17 protein-coding genes and 1 tRNA gene are annotated in these 21,651 nt (G+C 70.1%); 6 read left to right on the top strand and 12 right to left on the bottom strand.

Features of this window, described 5'->3' with window-relative positions; all coding sequences use genetic code 11:
• Positions 1–155: 155 nt before the first annotated feature.
• Both serS and ACWD4J_RS36960 read left to right on the top strand, forming a co-directional pair.
• Entirely contained in the window at positions 156–1,433 is a 1,278-nt protein-coding gene (gene serS / locus ACWD4J_RS36965) for a serine--tRNA ligase (RefSeq protein ID WP_451399905.1), read from the top strand.
• A complete protein-coding gene (locus tag ACWD4J_RS36960; RefSeq protein WP_451399904.1) occupies positions 1,430–2,257 on the top strand; it encodes an HAD family hydrolase in 828 nt (275 codons plus the stop codon). Before serS ends, ACWD4J_RS36960 begins: the two co-directional genes overlap by 4 nt.
• Before the next feature lie 84 nt (positions 2,258–2,341).
• On the opposite strand, the gene ACWD4J_RS36955 is transcribed toward ACWD4J_RS36960, so the two are convergent.
• The 6 genes from ACWD4J_RS36955 to ACWD4J_RS36930 all read right to left on the bottom strand — a co-directional run bounded on the left by ACWD4J_RS36955 (position 2,342) and on the right by ACWD4J_RS36930 (position 6,713).
• Positions 2,342–2,444: transfer RNA gene (locus ACWD4J_RS36955), tRNA-OTHER, on the bottom strand.
• 282 nt (positions 2,445–2,726) lie between these two features.
• A complete protein-coding gene (locus ACWD4J_RS36950) occupies positions 2,727–2,972 on the bottom strand; it encodes an SGM_3592 family protein (RefSeq protein ID WP_451399903.1) in 246 nt (81 codons plus the stop codon).
• Positions 2,973–3,073: 101 nt separating this feature from the next.
• Positions 3,074–3,793, bottom strand: a complete 720-nt coding sequence (locus ACWD4J_RS36945) for an ABC transporter permease (RefSeq protein ID WP_451399902.1) — start codon at positions 3,791–3,793, stop codon at positions 3,074–3,076.
• A 10-nt stretch (positions 3,794–3,803) separates the two neighbouring features.
• A complete protein-coding gene (locus ACWD4J_RS36940; protein ID WP_451399901.1) occupies positions 3,804–4,715 on the bottom strand; it encodes an ABC transporter ATP-binding protein in 912 nt (303 codons plus the stop codon).
• Positions 4,712–5,620 carry an ABC transporter permease gene (locus ACWD4J_RS36935; protein WP_451399900.1) on the bottom strand — a complete coding sequence of 303 codons (909 nt, stop codon included), beginning with the start codon at positions 5,618–5,620 and terminating at the stop codon, positions 4,712–4,714. Before ACWD4J_RS36935 ends, ACWD4J_RS36940 begins: the two co-directional genes overlap by 4 nt.
• Complete coding sequence (locus ACWD4J_RS36930) at positions 5,610–6,713, bottom strand: ABC transporter ATP-binding protein (protein WP_451399943.1); 1,104 nt, start codon at positions 6,711–6,713, stop codon at positions 5,610–5,612. The genes ACWD4J_RS36935 and ACWD4J_RS36930 overlap by 11 nt, the downstream gene beginning before the upstream one ends.
• Before the next feature lie 529 nt (positions 6,714–7,242).
• Between ACWD4J_RS36930 and ACWD4J_RS36925 the strand changes: the two genes are divergently transcribed.
• The 3 genes from ACWD4J_RS36925 (at position 7,243) to ACWD4J_RS36915 (ending at position 9,774) form a co-directional block, all read left to right on the top strand.
• The gene (locus tag ACWD4J_RS36925) at positions 7,243–7,791 is read left to right on the top strand and encodes an RNA 2'-phosphotransferase (protein ID WP_451399899.1); all 549 of its coding nucleotides are present in this window, start codon (positions 7,243–7,245) and stop codon (positions 7,789–7,791) included.
• Positions 7,792–7,901: 110 nt separating this feature from the next.
• Positions 7,902–8,807 (top strand): LLM class flavin-dependent oxidoreductase, encoded by a 906-nt coding sequence (locus ACWD4J_RS36920; protein WP_451399898.1) that lies wholly within the window; start codon positions 7,902–7,904, stop codon positions 8,805–8,807.
• Positions 8,808–8,907: 100 nt separating this feature from the next.
• Positions 8,908–9,774, top strand: coding sequence for an HAD-IIB family hydrolase (locus ACWD4J_RS36915; protein ID WP_451399897.1), 867 nt, complete (start codon positions 8,908–8,910; stop codon positions 9,772–9,774).
• 33 nt (positions 9,775–9,807) lie between these two features.
• On the opposite strand, the gene ACWD4J_RS36910 is transcribed toward ACWD4J_RS36915, so the two are convergent.
• The 6 genes from ACWD4J_RS36910 to hisC all read right to left on the bottom strand — a co-directional run bounded on the left by ACWD4J_RS36910 (position 9,808) and on the right by hisC (position 21,037).
• Positions 9,808–10,872: a peptidoglycan DD-metalloendopeptidase family protein gene (locus ACWD4J_RS36910; RefSeq protein ID WP_451399942.1), complete on the bottom strand. Its 1,065-nt coding sequence runs from the start codon at positions 10,870–10,872 to the stop codon at positions 9,808–9,810.
• 146 nt (positions 10,873–11,018) lie between these two features.
• A complete protein-coding gene (locus ACWD4J_RS36905; protein WP_451399896.1) occupies positions 11,019–12,731 on the bottom strand; it encodes a sensor histidine kinase in 1,713 nt (570 codons plus the stop codon).
• A gap of 94 nt (positions 12,732–12,825) precedes the next feature.
• Positions 12,826–16,512 carry a thiol reductant ABC exporter subunit CydD gene (cydD, locus tag ACWD4J_RS36900; protein WP_451399895.1) on the bottom strand — a complete coding sequence of 1,229 codons (3,687 nt, stop codon included), beginning with the start codon at positions 16,510–16,512 and terminating at the stop codon, positions 12,826–12,828.
• Between the two features lie 25 nt (positions 16,513–16,537).
• Positions 16,538–17,539 (bottom strand): cytochrome d ubiquinol oxidase subunit II, encoded by a 1,002-nt coding sequence (cydB, locus tag ACWD4J_RS36895; RefSeq protein WP_451399894.1) that lies wholly within the window; start codon positions 17,537–17,539, stop codon positions 16,538–16,540.
• A gap of 21 nt (positions 17,540–17,560) precedes the next feature.
• Positions 17,561–19,066, bottom strand: a complete 1,506-nt coding sequence (locus ACWD4J_RS36890; RefSeq protein WP_451399893.1) for a cytochrome ubiquinol oxidase subunit I — start codon at positions 19,064–19,066, stop codon at positions 17,561–17,563.
• A gap of 891 nt (positions 19,067–19,957) precedes the next feature.
• Positions 19,958–21,037 carry a histidinol-phosphate transaminase gene (gene hisC, locus ACWD4J_RS36885; RefSeq protein ID WP_451399892.1) on the bottom strand — a complete coding sequence of 360 codons (1,080 nt, stop codon included), beginning with the start codon at positions 21,035–21,037 and terminating at the stop codon, positions 19,958–19,960.
• Between the two features lie 426 nt (positions 21,038–21,463).
• Between hisC and ACWD4J_RS36880 the strand changes: the two genes are divergently transcribed.
• A partial coding sequence (locus ACWD4J_RS36880) for a LacI family DNA-binding transcriptional regulator (protein ID WP_451399891.1) occupies positions 21,464–21,651 on the top strand: 188 nt, incomplete at its 3' end.

Genomic DNA, 21,651 nt, shown 5'->3' with positions numbered 1-21,651 from the left:
TCGCGCCCCTATTATTGACGGTACGCTGCGATGTCGCTTCGCCGGCGCACATCCACCCGCCTTCGCCCGAATTCGCTATTCCGGCATATCGCTCATAACGCGCATACCCAGATATCGGTTCGTGAGCCGGAAGCGGTCACCGGTAGCCTTGCGGTGTGATTGACCTTCGCCTGCTTCGTGAGGACCCCGACCGTGTTCGCGCCTCCCAGCGCGCCCGTGGAGAGGACGTCGAGCTCGTCGACGCCCTGCTCTCCGCCGACGAGCGGCGCAGGTCGTCCGGCGTCCGCTTCGACGAGCTCCGCTCCGAGCAGAAGTCGCTCGGCAAGCTCATCCCCAAGGCCTCCGGCGACGAGAAGCAGGAGCTGCTGAAGAAGGCGGGCGAGCTCGCCGCCGCCGTCAAGGCGGCCGACGCCGAACGGGACCAGGCCGACACCGAGACCCAGGAGCTGCTGCTCAAACTCGGCAACCTCGTGCACCCCGACGTGCCCGTCGGCGGCGAGGAGGACTTCCAGGTCCTGGAGAAGCACGGCACCATCCGTGACTTCGCGGCCGAGGGCTTCGAGCCCAAGGACCACCTGGAGCTCGGCACGACGCTGGGCGCCATCGACGTCGAGCGCGGCGCCAAGGTCTCCGGCTCCCGCTTCTACTTCCTCACCGGGGTCGGCGCGCTGCTCGAGCTCGCCCTGGTGAACGCCGCGATCGGCCAGGCCACCGCGGCCGGCTTCACGCCGATGCTCACCCCGGCGCTGGTCCGCCCGCAGTCGATGGCCGGCACCGGCTTCCTCGGCCAGGCGGCGCAGGACGTCTACCACCTGGACGACGACGACCTCTACCTGGTCGGCACGTCCGAGGTGCCGCTCGCCGCGTACCACATGGACGAGATCATCGACGCCGACCGGCTGCCTTTGCGCTACGCCGGCTTCTCGCCCTGCTTCCGCCGCGAGGCCGGCTCGCACGGCAAGGACACCCGCGGCATCTTCCGCGTCCACCAGTTCGACAAGGTCGAGATGTTCTCGTACGTCGCACCGGAGGACTCCGAGGCCGAGCACCAGCGTCTCCTCGAGTGGGAGAAGCAGTGGCTGACCTCGCTGGAGCTGCCGTTCCGTGTGATCGACGTGGCCACAGGCGACCTGGGCTCCTCGGCCGCCCGCAAGTTCGACTGCGAGGCGTGGATCCCGACGCAGGGCAAGTACCGCGAACTGACGTCGACCTCGGACTGCACGGAGTTCCAGTCGCGCCGCCTGTCGATCCGCGTCCGTGACGGCAAGCAGATCCGCCCGCTGGCGACGCTCAACGGCACGCTGTGCGCCGTACCGCGCACGATCGTCGCGATCCTGGAGAACCACCAGCAGGCCGACGGTTCCGTGCGGGTCCCGGAGGTGCTGCGTCCGTATCTCGGAGGACGGGAGTTCTTGGAGCCGGTCGCCAAGTGAGCGATTCCGCCGCGTCCTCCGCCACCCCTTTTCCCTACAAGCTGGTCGCCACCGATCTCGACGGAACGTTGCTGCGCTCCGACGAGACGGTGTCGGCACGCACGCGTGAGGCGCTCGCCGCGGTCACCGCGACGGGCGCCGCGCACATCGTCGTCACCGGCCGGGCCGTGCCCTGGACCCGGCACATCCTCGACGACCTCGGTTACGAGGGCCTCGCGGTGTGCGGCCAGGGCGCGCAGGTCTACCACGCGGGCGAGCACCGTCTGCTCACGTCCGTGACCCTGGACCGCCGGGTCGCCGGCTTGGCGCTGGCGAAGATCGAGGCGGAGGTCGGCACGCTGGCTCTGGCGGCGAGCCGCGACGGCATCGACGGCCAGGTGCTGGTGGGCCCCGGCTACCAGACGCACGACGGTCCACTGCCCTACGTCCCGTTCACCGATATCGCCGATGTGTGGTCGGCGCCGCTGAACAAGCTGTACATCCAGCACCCGGGGCTCACCGACGACGAACTCGCCTCGGTGGCTCTGCGGACCGCGGGCGACCTGGTGGGCGTCACGATGGCCGGCGAAGGCATCGTCGAACTGCTCCCCCTGGGCCTCACGAAGGCGACCGGCCTGTCCCTGGCCGCCCGCCGCCTGGGCGCCGGGCCTGCGGACACCATCGCCTTCGGCGACATGCCCAACGACATCCCGATGTTCGCCTGGGCCTCCTACGGCGTAGCCATGGCCAACGCCCACCAGGACCTGAAGGCAGTAGCGGACGAGGAAACAACGTCGAACGAGACGGACGGCATCGCGGCAGTCCTGGAACGCCTGCTGACGTAAGCCGTTCCGCACCGCTGTGGGCAGTTGGTTCCGTACCGCTGTGGGGGACAACAGAACCCCGCCACATCACAGCGAAGCGTCTCGCGGAGGATGCGCGGATCGAACGCGCGCGGGGTAACCCCCGACCACGACTTGCTGTTCATCAAACACAGCGCAAGCCGGTGCCTTACCACTCGGCCAATCCTCCGGGTGGGCGGCCCGCGCGACAGCGAATCGCGCGCTCGAAGCGGCCGCCCCGGGCAACTCCCGCGCGGCGGCTCCACGGAGTGCAGTGACTACTCCGGAGCCCGCCGCGGGCTGCCCTGTCGGGAGCTCGACGGACTACTGATGGACATCGCCGCGCTCCTCTCCCAGAAGATGGCGCCGGTGGCGGCGCGTGGACAGAACTACTCTGCCCATACGGGAAATTGGGCGCCACCCATTTATTTCCGAGACCGACCGACCCGGCCGACCCGACCGGCGCGACCCCTCAGCCCCTGCGCCACCTACGGCGCCGCGCCCGGCTCCAGAACCACCCCGCCGGGGGCTCGTCGGTACGCCACGGCTCCGGCTCCGGCGGCTGGTCGCGCCAGCGGGCGGCGAGCATACGGGCGCGCGCCGAGGGCTCGGACGCCTCGGCGGACCGTACGAACGCCTCGTCGAGGACGATGCCGTCCCAGTCGTCGCCCGGCGTGCCCTCCCCGGCCCCCCGGTCGGGCTTCGGTTCCGATGCCATCGTGGCTCCTTCCTGCAGGGCGGAAGCGCTCGCCTCCCACCCAGTGTCCGGGCGGGAGGGTGAAGGCGCCGTCAAGACAGCCGTCGACATCGGAGACCGCGTCACTCCTCCCCGGCCAGCGTCAGCGTCCGCAGCTTCCGCCCCGCGTACCAGGTAGCGGCCACCGTGACGCCCGCCAGCAGAACCGTCGCGAGGGGCAGCTTGACGTCCGAGGTGACCAGGTCCCCGCCGGCGACCTTATGGGCCACCGCGAGCGACCACTGCTGGATGCTGAGCGTGCGTGCCCCGGGCACCAGCGACCCGAAGAGGGCCTCCCAGACAAGGGCGTACACGAGTCCGAAGACCACCGCGTGCCGCGTCACCGTGCCGAGCAGCAGGAAGACCGCTGCGTACGCGATGGAGGCGACCAGCGCCGCGATCGTGTAGGCGACGGCGATCTGCTGGCCGTTGCCGTTGAGGACCAGCCCGGCGACGAATGTGGGGACCGCGGAGAAGACCATGGTCACGGCGATGGCGACGATCAGCTTGGTGAAGATGATCGTGGGCCGCTTGACCGGCTTGGCGAGCAGATAGACCACCGAGCCGTCGTCGATCTCGGGGCCGATCGCCCCGGTGCCCGCGATGACGCCGATGATCGGCACCATCGTGGCGAGCGCGAAGCCGCCGAGCACGTCGGATGCGATCTGATCGTCGGCGCCGGTGAGGGCGCGTACCGCCCCGGCGATCACGATCAGCAGGGCGGGCAGCGCGAAGAGGATGAGGGCCCGGCGGCGGCCGAGCAGGGCCCGGTAGGTGAGCCGGGCGACTGTGGGGTCGTACATCTTCGGCCTCCTACGCCGCGACCAGATACGAGAAGACGGACTCGAGGGACTCGTCGGACGGCGAGACCGTGAGCAGCCGGATGCCGTGGTCCCTGGCCACCCGCGGCAGCAGCGCGGTGAACCGGCCGAAGTCGACGGCCTGGATGCGCAATGCGCCCTCCGCGACGTCCACTTCGATGCCCGCCGTAGACGGGTCGGCGATCAGCGCCGCTGCGAGGGCGCGGTCGTCGCTGGAGCGCACCAGGTAGCGGTGCGGGCGGTCGGTCATCAGCCGGCGGATCCTGCGGAAGTCGCCGCTCGCCGCGTGCCTTCCGGCGACGATCACCTCGATGTGGGAGGCGAGTTGCTCGACCTCCTCGAGGATGTGGGACGAGAACAGCACGGTGCGGCCCTCGTCGCCCATGCGCCGCAGCAGGTCCATGAGCTGCATGCGCTGGCGCGGGTCCATGCCGTTGAAGGGCTCGTCGAGCAGCAGCACGGACGGCTCGTGGACCAGCGCGGACGCCATCTTCACGCGCTGCCGCATGCCCTTGCTGTACGTGGAGATCTTGCGGTCCTGTGCGTACTCCATCTCGACGGTGGCGAGGGCCTTCTGGGCGGCGCGTGCGTTCAGGCCGTGCAACTCGGCGTTGGCGACGACGAATTCGCGCCCCGTGAGGAAGTCGTACATGGCTTCGCGCTCGGGGACGATGCCGATGTGCCGGTAGATCTGTTCGTTGCGCCAGATCGGGCGGCCGTCGAGGGTGACGGAGCCGGTGGAGGGGGCCAGGAAGCCGCCCATCATGTTGATGAGGGTGGACTTTCCGGCGCCGTTGGGGCCGAGGAGGCCGGTGACACCGGGGCCGATGGTCATCGTGATGTCGTTGACGGCCACCACGTTGCCGAACCAGCGTGAGGCGTGGTCGATGTCGATCGAGGTCACAGTCCGACCTTTCGGTAGCGCCGCATGAGGATGCCGTAGCAGCCGGCGATGAGCCCCAGGACGACGAGCAGGTAGACGACGCCCGCGCCGGTCGAGGGGCCGTCCCCTCCGGGGAAGGAGGATGTGGCGCCCAGGAAGGCCGTCTGCACGCCGTCGATGAGCGTGACCGGCGAGAACAGCCCGATCCAGCCCACCACACCGTCGCTGCCCTGCATGTGCGCGATGGCCTGGAGGGTGGAGACCGCGCCGTACGAGATGGTCAGGACGGCGATCACGGCAGCGATGCCGAAGCCGCGGCGGGGGGTGAGCGCCGAGACGACGAGACCGATTCCGGCGAAGAGCAGCGACAACAGCGCCACCGAGACCAACCCCTGCAGGAAACCCTCTGTCTGGTCCGAGAAGTCAAGTTTGGCCAGCAGCGCTCCGATGTAGAGCACGAGCAGTGGCGCTGCCGTGAGGACGAACATGGCGGAGGCCATCGCTCCGTACTTCGCGAGGACGTAGTCGCCGCGCTCGATGGGACGCGAGAAGTACAGAGGGACCGTCTTGAAGCGCAGGTCGCGCGAGACCGACTGGGGACCCTGGGATGCGATGTAGAGGCCGATGACGGCCTGCATGACGATCGCGTAGCGCGTGTAGTCGAGCGGCAGGTCCTTGAGTTTGGTCGCGACCGTGACCGCCACCATGATCGCCGCGGGCGCGCACATCACCCCGAAGAGCAGCATCGGCAGCACCTTGGACTTGGCCGAGCGGCCGAGTCCGTACGCACCGCGCAGGGACTGCGAGAAGAGCGACCGGCGGGCGTACGCACGGCCCAGACGGGGGCCGTCGTAGTTGCGGTAGCCGATGTTGTGGATCCGGGTCTGCTCACCTGTGCTTCCGGTGAGGGACTGCTCAACCGCCATGGTGGACCGCCTCCTTCCGCTGTCCGTCGGTGTCCGTGTGCTTGGCGTCCGTGCGCTCCTTGTCCGCGTGCCTGTTGTCCGCGTGCTCGTTGTCCGCGTGCTCGTTGTCCGCGTGCTCGTTGTCCGCGTGCTCGTTGTCCGCGTGCTCGTTGTCCGCGTGCTCGGCCTGGTCCGGACGGAACACCTCTGCGATGTGGTGCCTGCGCTGTTCCATGCGGACGAGTCCCAGGCCGAGATCGGCGACGACGTCGCGCACGAGGTCGTACGTCTCCTCGCCCTCGGCCGTGAGCAGCAGCGTGTGCCCGGCGCCCGGCAGACTGCCTCCGGCGTCGGTTGCCACGCCGCGCGCGTGCAGCGTGTCGCGCAACGCGCGTGTGCCGTCCGGGTGTTCGTCGGTGTCGGTGACCTCGATCGCCAGGGTCGTCGTGGTCTGCGTGAAGTCCGTGGTGGAACTGGAGCGCAGCAACTTGCCGCCGTCGATGACGACGACGTGGTCGCAGGTGCGCTCCAACTCGCCCAGCAGATGCGAGGTGACCAGGACCGAGATCCCGAAGTCGGTGTGGACGCGCCGGATCAGGTCGAGCATGTCGTCGCGGCCGACCGGGTCGAGGCCGTTGGTCGGCTCGTCCAGGAAGACCAACTGCGGGTCGTGCACCAGGGCTTGGGCGAGCTTGACGCGCTGCTTCATACCGGTCGAGTAGCCGCCAATCGGGCGGTAGCGCTCCTCGTACAGACCGACGTGGCGCAGCGTGTCCGCCGTGCGCTCCCGGGCCGCGGTGGGCGGCAACCCCGACATACGAGCCATGTGGACGACGAACTCGGTCGCCGAGACATCGGGCGGCAGGCAGTCGTGTTCGGGCATGTAGCCGACACGCTCGCGGATGGCGGCGCCTTCGGTCGTCACATCGAGCCCGAGCACCTCGGCGCGGCCCTCGGTGGCGCGGGACAGACCCAACAGGATCTTGATCAATGTGGACTTGCCGGCTCCGTTGGCCCCGACGAGTCCGGTCACACCAGGCCCGATGTCCAGAGAGAGCCGGTCAAGCGCGGTCACCCTCGGGAACCGCATGCTCAGGCTTTCGGTCGAGATCACAGTCACGCTTCGACGCTAGTGGCGCAGCTCAAGGCGGTCGTCAGACCAGGGGGTTGTCCTGTGGTCCGCCTTCGGTATTACGGGCCCGTAGGGGTCACTCTCAGGTTCCACACGGACGAGTTGAGGATTTAGTTGGGCATACCGGTGAATTATGCGCATAGTTCGTGATCGTTTCTTTCGGGACATGTTGCTGCGACATTGGCTGCGATGCACCAACTTCCTCGGTTTCCCCTATAGGTTGACCAACCTCACTGGCGCGCCTACTCGGTTGCGCGATCGGTGGTCGAAACCAACACAGGCCATCAAGCGGAACGAACCGCACGTACTGACAGATTGAGCCCCTTTCTAGTCAAAGTCGACTGCATCACGGCCTAATTGACTAAAGCGGTTGATTTCCAAGCCAAGTTGTCCACAGGATCTCCAATTTCCCCTGTGGATAACGCAGTTACTTGTGGATCAAACATGCGAGCCGGAAAGGGTGAGTCAAAACCGAGTGCGCACCGAGCCGCCCGACGGGCACGCTGGTCGGATGGACGAAAGACGCACCGTGAAGGTGTCGAAGTACCTGTCGAAGCATCTGCGGCATCAGCCGCAGAGGATCGGCCTCACCCTCGACGAGGGCGGCTGGGTCGAGATCGACACCCTGATCGCCGCTGCCGCCGCGCACGGCTTCCGCTTCACGCGGGAGGAGCTCGATCACGTGGTCGCCGCCAACGACAAGCGACGCTTCGCGATCGACGGCACCCGGATCCGCGCCAGTCAGGGACACACCGTGGACGTCGACCTGGGGCTGCCTCCGGCGACCCCGCCCGCATATCTCTTCCACGGCACAGTCGCCCCTAATCTGCCCGCCATCCGCGCCGAGGGACTGCGGCCGATGAACCGCCACGACGTGCATCTCTCCGCCGACCGCGAGACCGCGACACGGGTCGGTGCCCGCCGCGGCCGGCCCGTCGTACTGTCCGTCGACGCAGAGGCCATGCACCGCGACGGACACGTGTTCCGCGTCAGCGCCAACGGCGTATGGCTCACCGCGGCGGTTCCCCCGCAGTACCTGCGGTTTCCGGCGCCGCACTGACGGCACGGGCCCCTCCCCGGCAACCGTCGCCCTCCCGAGGCCGGGTCCTGGCGGCTCCCGCAAACGGCCCGCGCAGCGCCCCCGCGCCGCCGCCGCTTACGCTCTGAGGCATGAGTTTGCGTCTGAGCACAGTGATCCTTCCGTACCGCCGCTGGCACGAGGGTGCCCGCGCCACCTGGCAGCAGGCGGAGGAGCTGGGCTTCCACGCCGCCTACACCTACGACCACCTCTCCTGGCGCACCTTCCGGGACGGGCCGTGGTTCGGAGCGGTGCCGACGCTGACCGCCGCCGCGGCCGTCACCGAGCGGCTGCGCCTGGGCACGCTCGTCACCTCGCCGAACTTCCGGCACCCGGTGACCCTCGCCAAGGACCTGATCACGCTCGACGACGTGTCGAACGGCCGGATCACGCTGGGCATCGGCGCGGGCGGCACGGGCTTCGACGCCACCACGCTGGGCCAGGACCCGTGGTCGCCGCGCGAGCGGGCGGACCGTTTCGCCGAGTTCGTCCAGCTGCTCGACACGCTGCTCACCGAGGACGGTACGGACGGGGTTTCGTACAAGGGGGAGTTCTACTCCGCCTTCGAGGCGCGCAACATCCCGGGCTGCGTCCAGCGGCCCCGGCTGCCCTTCGCGGTGGCCGCCACCGGCCCGCGCGGGCTGAAGCTCGCCGCCAGCCACGGCCAGGCATGGGTCACGACGGGAGACCCGAAGCTGTTCGAGACGGGCACCCCCGAGCAGTCGCTCCAAGCCATTCGCGGCCAGGTCGAGAAGCTGGGCGCGGCCTGCGAGACGCTGGGCCGCGATGCCGCGGAACTCGACAAGATCCTGCTCACCGGGTTCACCCCGGACCGTCCGCTGGACTCCTTCGACGCCTTCGTGGACTTCGCGGGCAACCACGCGGCGCTGGGCTTCACGGAGATCGTGCTCCACTGGCCGGTCCCCGACTCGGACTTCGCAGCGGACCAGAAGATCTTCGAGCGGATCGCCACCGAGGCCGTCCAGCAGCTCGGCTGACGGGCCTGGCCTGCGACCAGGCAGGCCGAAGCACAACGCACATACTCAAATGTGCGCCCCAGCGCACGGCCGTGCTGGCATATGCGGGACACTGGGGGGCGTGACCTCAGCTACCGCACGGCCCCGGACCCCGGACTTCTCCGTACCGCCTCGGCTGATCGCCACAGACCTCGACGGCACCCTGCTGCGCGACGACAAGTCCGTCTCGGAGCGCACCATCGCCGCTCTCGCCGCCGCCGAGGCCGCCGGGATCGAGGTCTTCTTCGTCACCGGCCGCCCCGCACGCTGGATGGACGTGGTCAGCGACCACGTCCACGGGCACGGCCTCGCCATCTGCGGCAACGGCGCGGCGGTGGTCGATCTGCACGGTGGCCCCGGTGGCCACCGTTTCGTCAAGATCCGGGCGCTCGAGCCGGCGAGCGCGCGCGATGTGGTGCACACGCTGCGCGCCGTCGCGCCGGGCACCTCGTTCGCCGTCGAGCGGACCGGCGGGCTGCACCACGAACCGACGTATCCGCCCCTGCAGCTGGACCCCGGCGAGAGCGTCGCGCCCGTGGAGAAGCTGCTGGCCGAGGACTCCGACGTGGCGGACCAGCCCGTGCTGAAGCTGCTCGCGCACCACCCGACGCTCGTCCCGGACGAGTTCCTGACGCTGGCCCGGGCGCACGCGGCCGACAAGGCGGCGATCACCCGCTCCAGCCCGAGCGCGCTGCTGGAGATCAGCGGTCCGGGAGTCTCCAAGGCCAGCACGCTGGCTCTGTGTTGCGCGGAGCGCGGCATCACACCGCAGGAGGTCGTCGCCTTCGGGGACATGCCGAACGACGTGGAGATGCTCACCTGGGCCGGCACCTCGTACGCCATGGGGAACGCCCATCCGGACGTGCTCGCCGTCGCTTCCGGCCACACGGTCGCCAACAACGACGACGGCGTGGCCGTCGTCATCGAGGAGATCCTGGCCGGGCTCTAGGCGCGGGGAACCTGGGACGGCCAAGGCCGTCATTCACGGCCTGAGCCGCACCCCGCGCTCCTTGAGCCACCGCTTCGGGTCCACCTCGGAGCCCCAGTCGGGCGTGAGCCGCACCTCGAAGTGGAGGTGCGGCCCGGTCGAGTTCCCGGTCGTCCCCGACTGCCCGACCCACTGCCCGGTCCGCACCCGCTGCCCCTTGGTGACGGTGACGGCGGCGAGGTGTGCGTACTGCGTGTAGTAGCCGCCGGGGTGCTGCACCACGACCTCGACGCCGAAGGCGCCGCCGCACGAGACGCTCGCCACACGGCCCGCGCCGGCCGCACGCACCGGGGTGCCGATGGGCACGGCGAAGTCCTGCCCGGTGTGCCGGTGCGCCCAGTGCTGCCCGACGCTGTCGAAACCGGCGGAGAGCCTGTACGACTTCACCGGCGCGATCCACGCGCGCGTGGATCGCTTTTTCGGCTGCTTCAGACGTACGGCTGTGCGGCACTTGCCCGTCGCGGCCGACCGGTCGGCCTCGCCCTGCAGCCTCCATCGCGCCCGGTCGAGCTTCTGCGCGATGTCCCGCTTCAACTGCGCGAGTTTCCCGTTCCGTTCCGCGAGGGAGCGCCAGGCAGCGGCGGCCTTCTTCTCGTCGGCCGACAGCAGGGCCTCGACCCTGCGGCTCTTCGAGACCGCGTTGTCGACGGCGAGGTCCGCCTGCCATACGGCCTGCTGGCCCCGGATCAGGTCCTCGGGACTGTCCGCGAGCAGCAGCTGAGCGGTCCGCGGGAGCCCTCCGCCGCTGCGGTACTGGGCGCGGGCGATCCGCCCGAGATCGCCGTGCAGGACCGCGATCTCCCGCCGTTCCCTGGCGAGCATCCCCTCCAGCCTGCGGACCCTGGCCTCCTGCTCCTTGGCCGCGCGCCGCGTCGTCTCGTACTGCTGGGCGGCCACCGAAGCGTCCTCGTACAGCTGTGCCACCTCGGCGCTGGTACTCGGGCCGCCCGAGTCGCCCGGGTCACGTGGAGACGACGCCGCGGCCGGCCCGGCCGCGAGGGCGAGCAGTGCACACAGCAGCACCGGCACACGGTGTAGGCGGCGGGGACGGAGGCGCATGGGCATGAGTCGGATCGTTGTCCGCACATGCAGGCAGGACCCGGTGCAACGCGAGTACGAGGGGGCGGCGATGACCCGGACGGGCGAGAGGGTACCGCCGAACAGGCCTCTTCCGGCTGCACGCCCGGCCCGCCTGGGGCCCCGGCTCAGCAGGCGGCCTGCCACACCACCGTCGTGCCGCCCCCGTCCTCGCCGATGCCCGGCCCGTGCCAGCTGTCCCCGCCCAGCGCCTCCGCCCGCCGCTTCAGGTTCTTCAGACCGCTGCGGCGGCCGCCCTCCGGGATGCCGACTCCGTCGTCCGAGACGGTCAGGCGCACGCCGGGCCGCCCGTCGGGGAGGGTCACACCGGCATCGACGACGACCTCGATACGAGAGGCCCCGGAGTGCCGGAACGCGTTCGAGAGCGCCTCGCGCAGCGCCGCGACGAGGTTCTTGCCGGTCATCTCCCCGACCACGGTGTCGACGGGTCCTGCGAAGCGGTACGAGGGTTTGAAACCGAGCGGCACGGCCGCCAGGTTGATCTCGCGCACCACGCGCGTGCGCAGGCCCGAAGGTGCGTCGGCCGGGCCCTGCTGCAGGGCGAAGATCGCGGTGCGGATCTCCTGGATCGTGACGTCCAGCTCGTCGACAGCCTTGCTCACGCCCTGCTGCACCTCGGGGACGACAGACCTGCGCTGAGCGCCCTCCAGCATCATCCCGGTGGCGAACAGCCGCTGGATCACGAGGTCGTGCAGATCGCGGGCGATCCTGTCCCGGTCCTCGTACACGGCGAGGCGCTCCCGGTCGCGCTGTGCCTCGGCCATCATCAGCGCGAGGGCCGCCTGCGAGGCGAACTGGGTGGCCAGAGTCCGCTCCGTCTCGGTGAACGGCCGGGCGCCACGCGCGCGTGGCGTGACGAGACCGCCCAGAACGCGGCCGCCGCTCTGCAGCGGCAGCATCATCATGGGCCCGTAGCCGCTGGACAGATCAGTGATCAGGCGCGGGTCGGTGGCCGCGTCGTCCACGAACACCGCCTTGCCGTCCAGGAGTTCGGCGACCGCTCTGCTCTCCGGCGGAACGACCACCCCCAGGAGGCTCGATGCGTGCTCCGACGAGACAGCGACGATCTCCAGCCCGCCCTCCTCCGCGGGCAGCGACACGATCCCGGCCGCCGAACCGGAGAGCCGGCGGGCCTGTTCCGCGACGACCTGCAGCGCGTCCTCGGCATCGCCGCCCGACAGCAGCGCGGTGGTCACGGCGACAGAGCCGTCGATCCAGCGCTCGCGCTGCTTGGCGGCGTCGTAGAGCCGGGCGTTGCCGATGGCGATGCCCGCCTCGGTGGCGAGCACACGGACCATGTCCCGGTCGTGGACGCTGAACTCGCAGCCGCCGCGCTTCTCGGCCAGATAGAGGTTGCCGAAGATCTCCTCCTGGACGCGGACGGGAACGCCGAGGAAAGACCGCATCGGCGGATGGTGGGGCGGGAAGCCGCAGGAGCGCGGATCGGTCGTGAGATCGGCCAGCAGCACCGGCTCCGGCTGGTGGATGAGCGCGCCCAGCAGTCCTCTCTGCCCGTCGGGCAGCCGCCCGATCTGCGAGGCGGTGACCTCGTCGACGCCGTAGTAGACGAAGTCCGCCAGCCCGTTGCCGTCCTCGGCGACGACCCCGAGAGCCGCGTAGCGGGCGTCCGCCAGTTCGGCGGCGGTCTCGCAGATGCGGTCCAGCGTGGTGTGCAGCTCCAACCCGGTGCCGACGGAACGCATCGCCTCCAGCAGCTGCGGCAGCCGCGCGGTCAGCTCGGCCGACAGGCCCTGGAGACTCCGGGCCGACGGGCCGACATGGGGGTCCGGCACTGGATCGGGTGTGGCTGGTGCTGCCATGCCCTGAGCGTAATTAGTACCTTTTGCCACGGAAAGTCGGATTGTGCACGGGCGACGTCCGCCGACTCCCCCACACGGTCCGCGCCCGGCACGCTCAGTGCCCGCTGCGCCCGGCCGCGCCCGCGGTCGCCATCCCACCGGTGGGCGCCGTGGGCAACCCGTCCATTGCCGGCCCGGCCATGGTCAGGCCCTCGGTCGCGGCCTCCCGCTCGCGCATCCGCCGCAGCGGTCCGTCCACCCCGGCCAGCGCCGCGTACTCGCCGCGCTGCACCGGGCGCCCGTCCTCCAGCACGATCACCTCGTCCACCGCCTCGAGACCGGCCAGCCGGTGAGTGATCAGCAGCGTCGTCCTGCCCTCCGTGGCGGCGAGGAGATCGGCGGTGAGCGCGTCGGCCGTCGGCAGGTCGAGGTGTTCGGCCGGCTCGTCCAGTACGAGGACGGGGAAGTCGGCGAGCAGCGCGCGGGCCAGGGCGAGACGCTGCCGCTGCCCTCCGGACAGGCGGGCCCCGTGCTCGCCGACGAGGGTGTCAAGACCGTCCGGCAGCGCGTCGGCCCAGTCGAGCAGCCGGGCCCGCTCGAGGGCCTCGCGCAGATCGGCCTCGGTCGCGTCCTTGCGGGCCAGCAGCAGGTTCTCCCGCACCGAACTGTCGAAGACGTGCGCGTCCTGCGCGCACAGCCCGACGAAGCGGCGCACGGCGTCGCCGCCCAGTGCGCGGGCGTCTGTACCGCCCAGCGTGTACGTCCCCTCGCGGGCGTCCAGGAACCGCAGCAGGACCTGCGCAAGCGTCGTCTTGCCGGACCCGGACGGCCCGACCAGGGCGATCCTGCGCCCCCGCTCCAGCGTCAGATCGAGCCCCGCGAGCGCGTCGCGGTGCTGCCCGGGATGGCGGGCGCGCAGCCCGGTGACCCGCAGCGGGAAGGGCGTCGCCGGGGCCTCGCGCGGCTGCTCCGGCTCCTGTACGGGCACGGGCGCGTCCAGCACCTCATGCACGCGCTCGGCGCTCTTCTTCACGCGCTGCCGGTACTGCACCGCCAGTGGAAGCCCCAGGACGGCCTCGAACGCGGCCAGCGGCGTGAGCACGACGACCGCCAGCGCCACCCCGCTGAGGCGCCCGTCGTGAACCGCCTGCGCACCGGCCAAGGCGCAGGCCACCACCGTCAGCCCGGAGGCCAACGCGGTCAGACCGTTGCCGAGGGCCGTGGCAGTGGCCGCGCGGGAGGCGATCCGGGTCAGCACGGCGTCGGCCCGCTTCGCGTCGGCGGTACGGGCGGGCAGCGCACCGGCGACGGTCAGTTCGGCCGTTCCGGTGAGCAGGTCCGTCACCCGGGTCGCGAGCACCCCGCGCGCGGGAGCAAGCCTGCGCTCCGCCCGCCGTGCGACGGCTCCGCTCACCAGGGGAACGCCGGCGCCGGCCACCAGGAGACCCACTGCGAGGGCGGCCCCGGCCGCAGGCAGCAGCCATGCGGTGAAGCCGACGGAGAGGGCGCTGACGACGAAGGCGGCGCCGACGGGCAGCAGCCACCGCAGCCAGTAGTCCTGCAACGCGTCGACGTCGGCGACCAGCCGGGAGAGCAGGTCTCCGCGGCGCGTGGTCCGCAGCCCCGCGGGTGCGAGCCGTTCCAGACGGCGGTAGACCGCGACCCGGGTGTCGGCGAGCATCCGCAGCACGGCGTCGTGCGACACGAGCCGCTCGGCGTACCGGAAGACCGCCCGCCCGATGCCGAACGCGCGCGTGGCCGTCACCGCCACCATCAGGTACAGCACCGGCGGCTGCTGCGACGCCCGCGAGATCAGCCATCCCGAGGTGGCCATGAGCCCGACGGCGCTGCCGAGCGCCAGAGTGCCGAGCAGCAGGGCGAGCGCGAGCCGCCCGCGCCGGGCGCCGGCGAGGGCACGTACACGGGCCAGTGCGCGGCCCGACCGGGTGGCGACCTCTTCGGTCTCTCCCGAGGACTCGGCTCCACTTGTGCGAGCGTCCGCAGCGGCGGGTACGTGGGAACTGTCAGAGCCGCTCTGGGAGGGCAGGCTCCGGGAGAGGGAGACCAGACGGGCGCCGGAGGGCGCCTCCGCGGGACGGATGCCGCCCTCGCCACCCACTGCCTCCAGTCGCACGACCCGATCGGCGACCGCGAGCAGCGCGGGCCGGTGGACGACGAGCAGCACCGTCCGCCCAACGGCCAACCGCCGCACCGCATCGACCACTTCGGCCTCGGTCGCGCCGTCGAGCGAGGCGGTCGGCTCGTCGAGGAGCAGGACCGGCCGGTCGGCCAGGAAGGCGCGGGCCAGCGCGAGCCGCTGCCGCTGCCCGGCCGACAGCCCGGCGCCGTCCTCACCGAGGACGGTGTCGGCCCCGTCCGGCAGCGCGGCCACGAAGTCGTACGCCCCCGCATCGCGCAAGGCGCGCAGCACCGCCTCGTCGTCGGCGTCGGGCCGTGCCAGCCGTACGTTCTCGGCGATCGATGCGGCGTACAGGTGCGGGCGCTGCGGCACCCACGCGATCCGCTTGTGCCACGCCTCCCGCGACAGCATGGAGAGATCCGTGCCGCCGACGCACACCCGCCCCTCGCTGGGTTCTACGAACCCCAGCACCACGCTCAGCAGCGTCGACTTGCCCACGCCGCTCGGCCCGACCAGTGCCACGGTCTCGCCCGGCAGGGCCGTGAACGAAGCGCCGGCGACCGCCGCCGATGACCGGCCCGGGTAGCGGACCGTCACCTGCTCGAAGCTGATCGGCCCATCGGGAACGGCGCCCGTCCCCGTGGCCGCAACCGGCGTCTCCAGTACGTCGAAGATCTCCTCGGCGGCCGCCAGCCCCTCCGCGGCCGCGTGGTACTGCGCACCCACCTGCCGTACCGGGAGATACGCCTCAGGGGCGAGCACCAGGATCACCAGGCCGATGTACAGATCCATCTCGCCGTGGACGAGGCGCATGCCGATGGTCACCGCCACCAGCGCAACGGAGATCGTCGCGAGCAACTCCAGCGCGAAGGACGACAGGAAGGCGATGCGCAGCGTCCGCATCGTCGCCCGCCGGTACTCGCCGGTGATACGCCGGATCGACTCGGCCTGCGCCTTGGCCCGCCCGAACACCTTCAGCGTCGGCAGTCCGGCGACCACATCGAGGAAGTGCCCCGAGAGCCGGGACAGCAGCCGCCACTGGCGGTCCATCCCGGACTGCGTGGCCCAGCCGATGAGCACCATGAAGACCGGGATCAGCGGCAGCGTGCAGACGATGATCGCCGCCGACACCCAGTCCTCGGTCACGATGCGCGCGAGCACCGCGACCGGCACCACCACTGCGAGCCCCAACTGCGGCAGATAGCGCGAGAAGTAGTCGTCGAGCGCGTCCACGCCCCGCGTGGCTAGCGCGACCAACGACCCAGTGCGCTGCGGAATCTCGCGGCGCGTAGCGCCTCCATCAGGGGTGGTGGTCGGGTGACGGGTGGGACAGCCGGGCCCGAGGGCGGCCGCCCGCTCCAGCAACCGCCCGCGCAGCTCCGACTTGACCGCCGCACTCGCCCGGTGCGCGGCCAGCTCCGTGAGCCAGCCGACGATCCCGCGCCCCACCGCCACCGCCGCCAGCAGCAGAAGCGGCGTCCGCAGATCGGAAACGCCCAAGCCGTGCTGGAAGGCCCCGACCACCACCTCGGCGATGAGCATCGCCTGGGCGACGACCAAGCCGGCTCCGACGACTCCGAGGAGCACCACGGCGACGAGGAAGACGCGGGTGGCCCGGGCGTACCGGAGCAGGCGCGGGTCGATTGGTTTCACGTGAAACACACCCTCCTGATGGAAGCCCGGCCGGTCAGTGCGCGTCCGCGATGTGCTGCGTACCGATCCGCTTGCGGAACACCCAGTAGGTCCAGCCCTGGTAGAGCATCACCAACGGAGCAGCGATGGCCGCACACCAGGTCATGATCTTCAGGGTGTACGGGCTCGACGAGGCGTTGGTGACGGTGAGGCTCCAGTCCGCGTTGAGCGAGGAGGGCATGACGTTGGGGAACAGCGACAGGAAGAGCATCGCGACGGCCGCGGCGATCGTGATGCCCGACAGCGCGAACGACCATCCCTCGCGTCCCGCCTTCACCGCGCCAAGGGCGCCGACCAGCGCGGCCACGGCCACCACCATCGCGACCAGGCTCTTGCCGTCGCCGCTCTCGATCTGGGTCCAGAGCAGGAAGACCACCGCCAGCGCGGCCGTCACCAGACCGAGCCGCAGCGCCAGCGTCCGGGCCCGCTCGCGAATCTCCCCGACGGTCTTCAGCCCCGTGAACACGGCACCGTGGAAGGTGAACAGCGTCAGGGTCACCAGCCCGCCCAGGAGCGCGTACGGGTTGAGGAGGTCCCAGAGGTTGCCGACGTACTCCATGTCGGCATCGATCTTCACGCCGCGCACGATGTTGCCGAAGGCCACACCCCACATCAGCGCCGGGAGGAGAGAGGTCCAGAAGATCGCGGTCTCCCAGTTGCGCTGCCACTTCTCCTCGGGCCGCTTCGCGCGGTACTCGAAGGCGACTCCGCGAACGATCAGGCAGACCAGGATGAGCAGCAGCGGCAGATAGAAGCCGGAGAACAGCGTCGCGTACCACTCGGGGAAGGCCGCGAAGGTCGCGCCGCCCGCCGAGAGCAGCCACACCTCGTTGCCGTCCCACACGGGACCGATGGTGTTGATCAGCACCCGCTTCTCGGCCCGGTTCCGGGCCAGCAGCTTCGTCAGGATCCCCACCCCGAAGTCGAAGCCCTCGAGGAAGAAGTAGCCGGTCCAGAGGACGGCGATCAGTACGAACCAGACGTCGTGGAGTTCCATGCCTTCAGCGCTCCCTCGGCCTCAGTAGGAGAAGGCCATCGGCTTGTCGGCGTCATGGCTGTCGCCGCCGATCCTGGTGGGCGGGTTGAGGTCGGCCTCCGTGAGCTCGGGCGGGCCGGCCTTGACGTACTTGGCGAGCAGCTTGACCTCGATGACGGCGAGCACCGCGTAGAGCGACGTGAAGACGATCATCGAGGTGAGGACCTCGCCCTGCGACACGCCGGGGGAGACGGCGTCCCGCGTCTGGAACAGGCCGTACACGACCCAGGGTTGGCGGCCCATCTCGGTGAAGATCCAACCCCAGGAGTTGGCGATCAGCGGGAACGCCAGCGTCCAGATCGCGATGCGCCAGTACCAGGTGGTGAGCTTCGGCCCGAACGGCTTCCTGAACGGCACCAGATGCGGCACCTCGTCGTCGCCAACCCGCAGATGCTGGGGCAGCATGAACTTCTTCCGGGTCAGCCAGAGTCCGACCAGGCCGATGGCGAACGACGCCATGCCGAAGCCGATCATCCAGCGGAAGCCCCAGAAGGCGACAGGGATGTTGGGCCGGTAGTCGCCGGGCCCGTACTTCTCCTGCTCTGCCTTGTTGACGTCGTTGATGCCCGGAACGAACGAGGAGAAGTTGTCCTCGGCGAGGAACGACAGCAGTCCGGGGATCTCGATGGCGACCGTGTTGTGGCCCTTGTCCACGTCCCCGTAGGCGAAGATCGAGAAGGGGGCAGGCGCCTGACCGTCCCAGAGCGCCTCGGCCGCGGCCATCTTCATCGGCTGCTGCTTGAACATGACCTTGCCGAGGAAGTCGCCGCTGACGGCCGTGAGCATCCCGCCGATGACGACGGTGACCAGGCCCAGGCGGAGCGAGGTTTTCATCACGGGGATGTGCTTCCCCCGCAGCAGATGGAAGGCCGCGATGCCGACCATGAACGCGCCGCCTGTGAGGAAGGCCGCCGACAGCGTGTGGAACACCTGCGTGAGGGCGGTGTTCTGGGTCAGCACCGCCCAGAAGTCGGTGAGTTCGGCCCGCCCGTTCTCCTTGTTGATCCGGTAGCCGACCGGGTGCTGCATCCAGGAGTTGGCCGCGAGGATGAAGTACGCCGACAGGATCGTGCCGATCGAGACCATCCAGATGCAGGCGAGATGGATCTTCTTCGGCAGCTTGTCCCAGCCGAAGATCCACAGCCCGATGAAGGTGGACTCGAAGAAGAACGCGATGAGGGCCTCGAAGGCGAGCGGGGCACCGAAGACGTCACCGACGAAGCGGGAGTAGTCGGACCAGTTCATGCCGAACTGGAACTCCTGCACGATGCCGGTCACGACACCCATGGCGATGTTGATCAGGAAGAGCTTGCCCCAGAACTTCGTCGCCCTGAGGTACTTCTCCTTCTCCGTCCGCACCCAGGCGGTCTGCAGACCGGCCGTGAGCGCCGCGAGTGAGATCGTCAGCGGGACGAAGAGAAAGTGATAGACGGTGGTGATGCCGAACTGCCAGCGCGCCAGGGTCTCCGGCGCCAGAGCGAGATCCACCTCGACTACTCCTTACGTGCCGATGGTGACAGCGGCAGCTTGACCCTTTGGCCACTCCCATACCGGGAGCAACCAGGCGGGCTTGTGAACGCGTTCACATTCACAAGCATTATGGCGTACTGTCACACGACCTCGGCAGGGGGGTGCCCTTACTACGGGGAACCACCTCCGAGCTGGGCAAAAGGCCCCGGAGGCCGTGGTGAGGGGCGCAGAGAAGGGGGATCCAGGCGAAGCGGCACGCGCCCGGCATCCGGTACACGTCCGAGGAGCTTCAACGGGACAACCGGGCGCCGGCCGGTCGTCCCGCTGGAGCCGGGACAACGGCCGGTCCCCGCAAGCCGGAACGACAGGGCCCCGGCGGCCTTGCCCGGAAGGCCGGAACGGCCGGGTCGGCCGGGTCAGCCGGGTCAGCCGGGTCAGCCGGGTCAGCCGGGTCAGCCGGGTCGGTCCTGCGGCGGTGCCAAGGCGACCGAAACCGCCGAGCGGCAGAAGCGGTGGCGTGGCGTCCGGGACGGCCCGACCTGCCGAGACAGTCTGCTCAGCCAGGCAGCGAGCGGAGGCGATCAAGCCGACCAGCAACAAGCCAGACAGCGACAGAAGCGGGCAAGCACCCCAGAGGCCCGTGCGCCTGCCACGGCCAAGCAGGGGCCACCCAGAGACCTATGGCGCCGACCGCAGCCAAACGACCCGCCAAACGGCCCGCCACGCCGATCGGCGCCTTATGCCCGGACCGGCGCCCTCGGCGCCGGATCGCCGGATCGGACCGCCGGAAGAACGCCAGGCCGGTACCGGAGCCTGCCCACCGACGGACCGCCCGCAGCCCAGCCGGGGGCGCCCGACGGGCAGGCGCGCCCCGCCCCCGACAAGGGGCGGGCGGGCGCCGCGCGCCGCTCAGACGTCCTTGCGGAACGCCTCCGCCGTGTGCACGAAGATGTCGTTCGCCTCGGCCTCACCGATCGTGACCCGCACGCCCTCGCCCGGGAACGGCCGCACGACCACACCGGCCTGCTCGCACGCCGCCGCGAAGTCGGCCGTACGCTCCCCGAGCCGCAGCCATACGAAGTTCGCCTGCGTCTCGGGCACCACCCAGCCCTGCGCCCGCAGCGCCTCGACCACCCGGTTGCGCTCGCACACGAGAGAGCCCACCCGGCCGAGAAGCTCGTCCTCGGCACGCAGGCTCGCCACGGCCGCGTCCTGCGCGAGCTGGCTCACGCCGAAGGGCACCGCCGTCTTGCGCAGCGCGGCCGCCACGGGCTCATGCGCGATGGCGAATCCGACCCGCAGCCCGGCCAGCCCGTACGCCTTGGAGAACGTGCGCAGCACGCAGACGTTCGGCCGGTTGCGGTAGATCTCGACGCCGTCCGGCACCTCGGGATCACGGATGAACTCGCGGTACGCCTCGTCCAGAACCACCAGCACATCGCTCGGCACCCGGTCGAGGAAACGCTCCAGCTCGGCCCGGCGCACCACCGTCCCGGTCGGGTTGTTCGGATTGCAGACGAAAATCAGGCGCGTCCGCTCGGTGATCGCGTCCGCCATCGCGTCGAGGTCGTGGACCTCGCCCTCGGTCAGCGGCACCTGCACCGCCGTCGCGCCGCTGATCTGCGTGATGATCGGGTACGCCTCGAAGGACCGCCAGGCGTAGATCACCTCGTCGCCCGGGCCCGAGGTGGCCTGCAGCAGCTGCTGAGCCACACCGACCGAGCCGGTACCGGTGGCCAGATGCGACACAGGCACGCCGAAACGATCGGCCAGCTCGTCCATCAGGCCCGTGCACGCCATGTCCGGGTACCGGTTGAGCGAACCGGCCGCGGCCATCGTCGTCTCCATCACCCCAGGCAGCGGCGGATAGGGGTTTTCGTTGGAGGACAGCTTGTACGCCACGGGACCGCCGGCCGCGGCAGGCTTGCCCGGCTTGTACGTCGGGATACCCTCCAGCTCGGCGCGCAGCCTCGGGCTCGTCTCGCTCACCGCAGTCCTCCTCGTCACACCCGGCGTTCGAATACTCCTCACCTTATGAGGATTCGGCGCACCTGCGAATGGTGGGTGACAGTCCATACTGGCAGGCCCCCCGTGCACCCTTTCATCCCCGGTCAACGGCGTGGCGCCAGGGCACCCATCGGGCTCGCGAAAGGAAGGGGGGCGCTCGCCTCAAACCGCGCGCCGGGTCCGTGCGCCGTGGCGCGCATCGCCCGTCAAGGTGAGTTGAGACCGCATCGCAACATCTATCGTTTAGCAGGTCTAACGGCGCCGACACGAGACGTACTGCTGTCGAATCGTTCACCCTCCTTCCGTTCAAAGGCCATTGACCCACGCTCGCCATGCAGAAACGTGCCTGTTGGAGGGCGCATATGCTCCCGCGCTACCCCAGGCAATGAGCCCTACTATCGGCTCGCCATGACAGCAGCAGGGAAGCACCAGGTGAGCCGCGCGGAGACCCCCCGTCGAGGCAGCCGGACGAGCAGAGCAGGCATCAGGGATGTCGCTGCGGCCGCCGGTGTCTCCATCACGACCGTCTCCGATGCGCTGAACGGCAAGGGCCGGCTACCGGACGCCACACGGCGCCATGTCCGCGAGGTCGCCGA

Source organism: Streptomyces sp. NPDC002577, from assembly GCF_053594815.1.
This window is presented reverse-complemented; position numbering and strand designations above follow the sequence as displayed.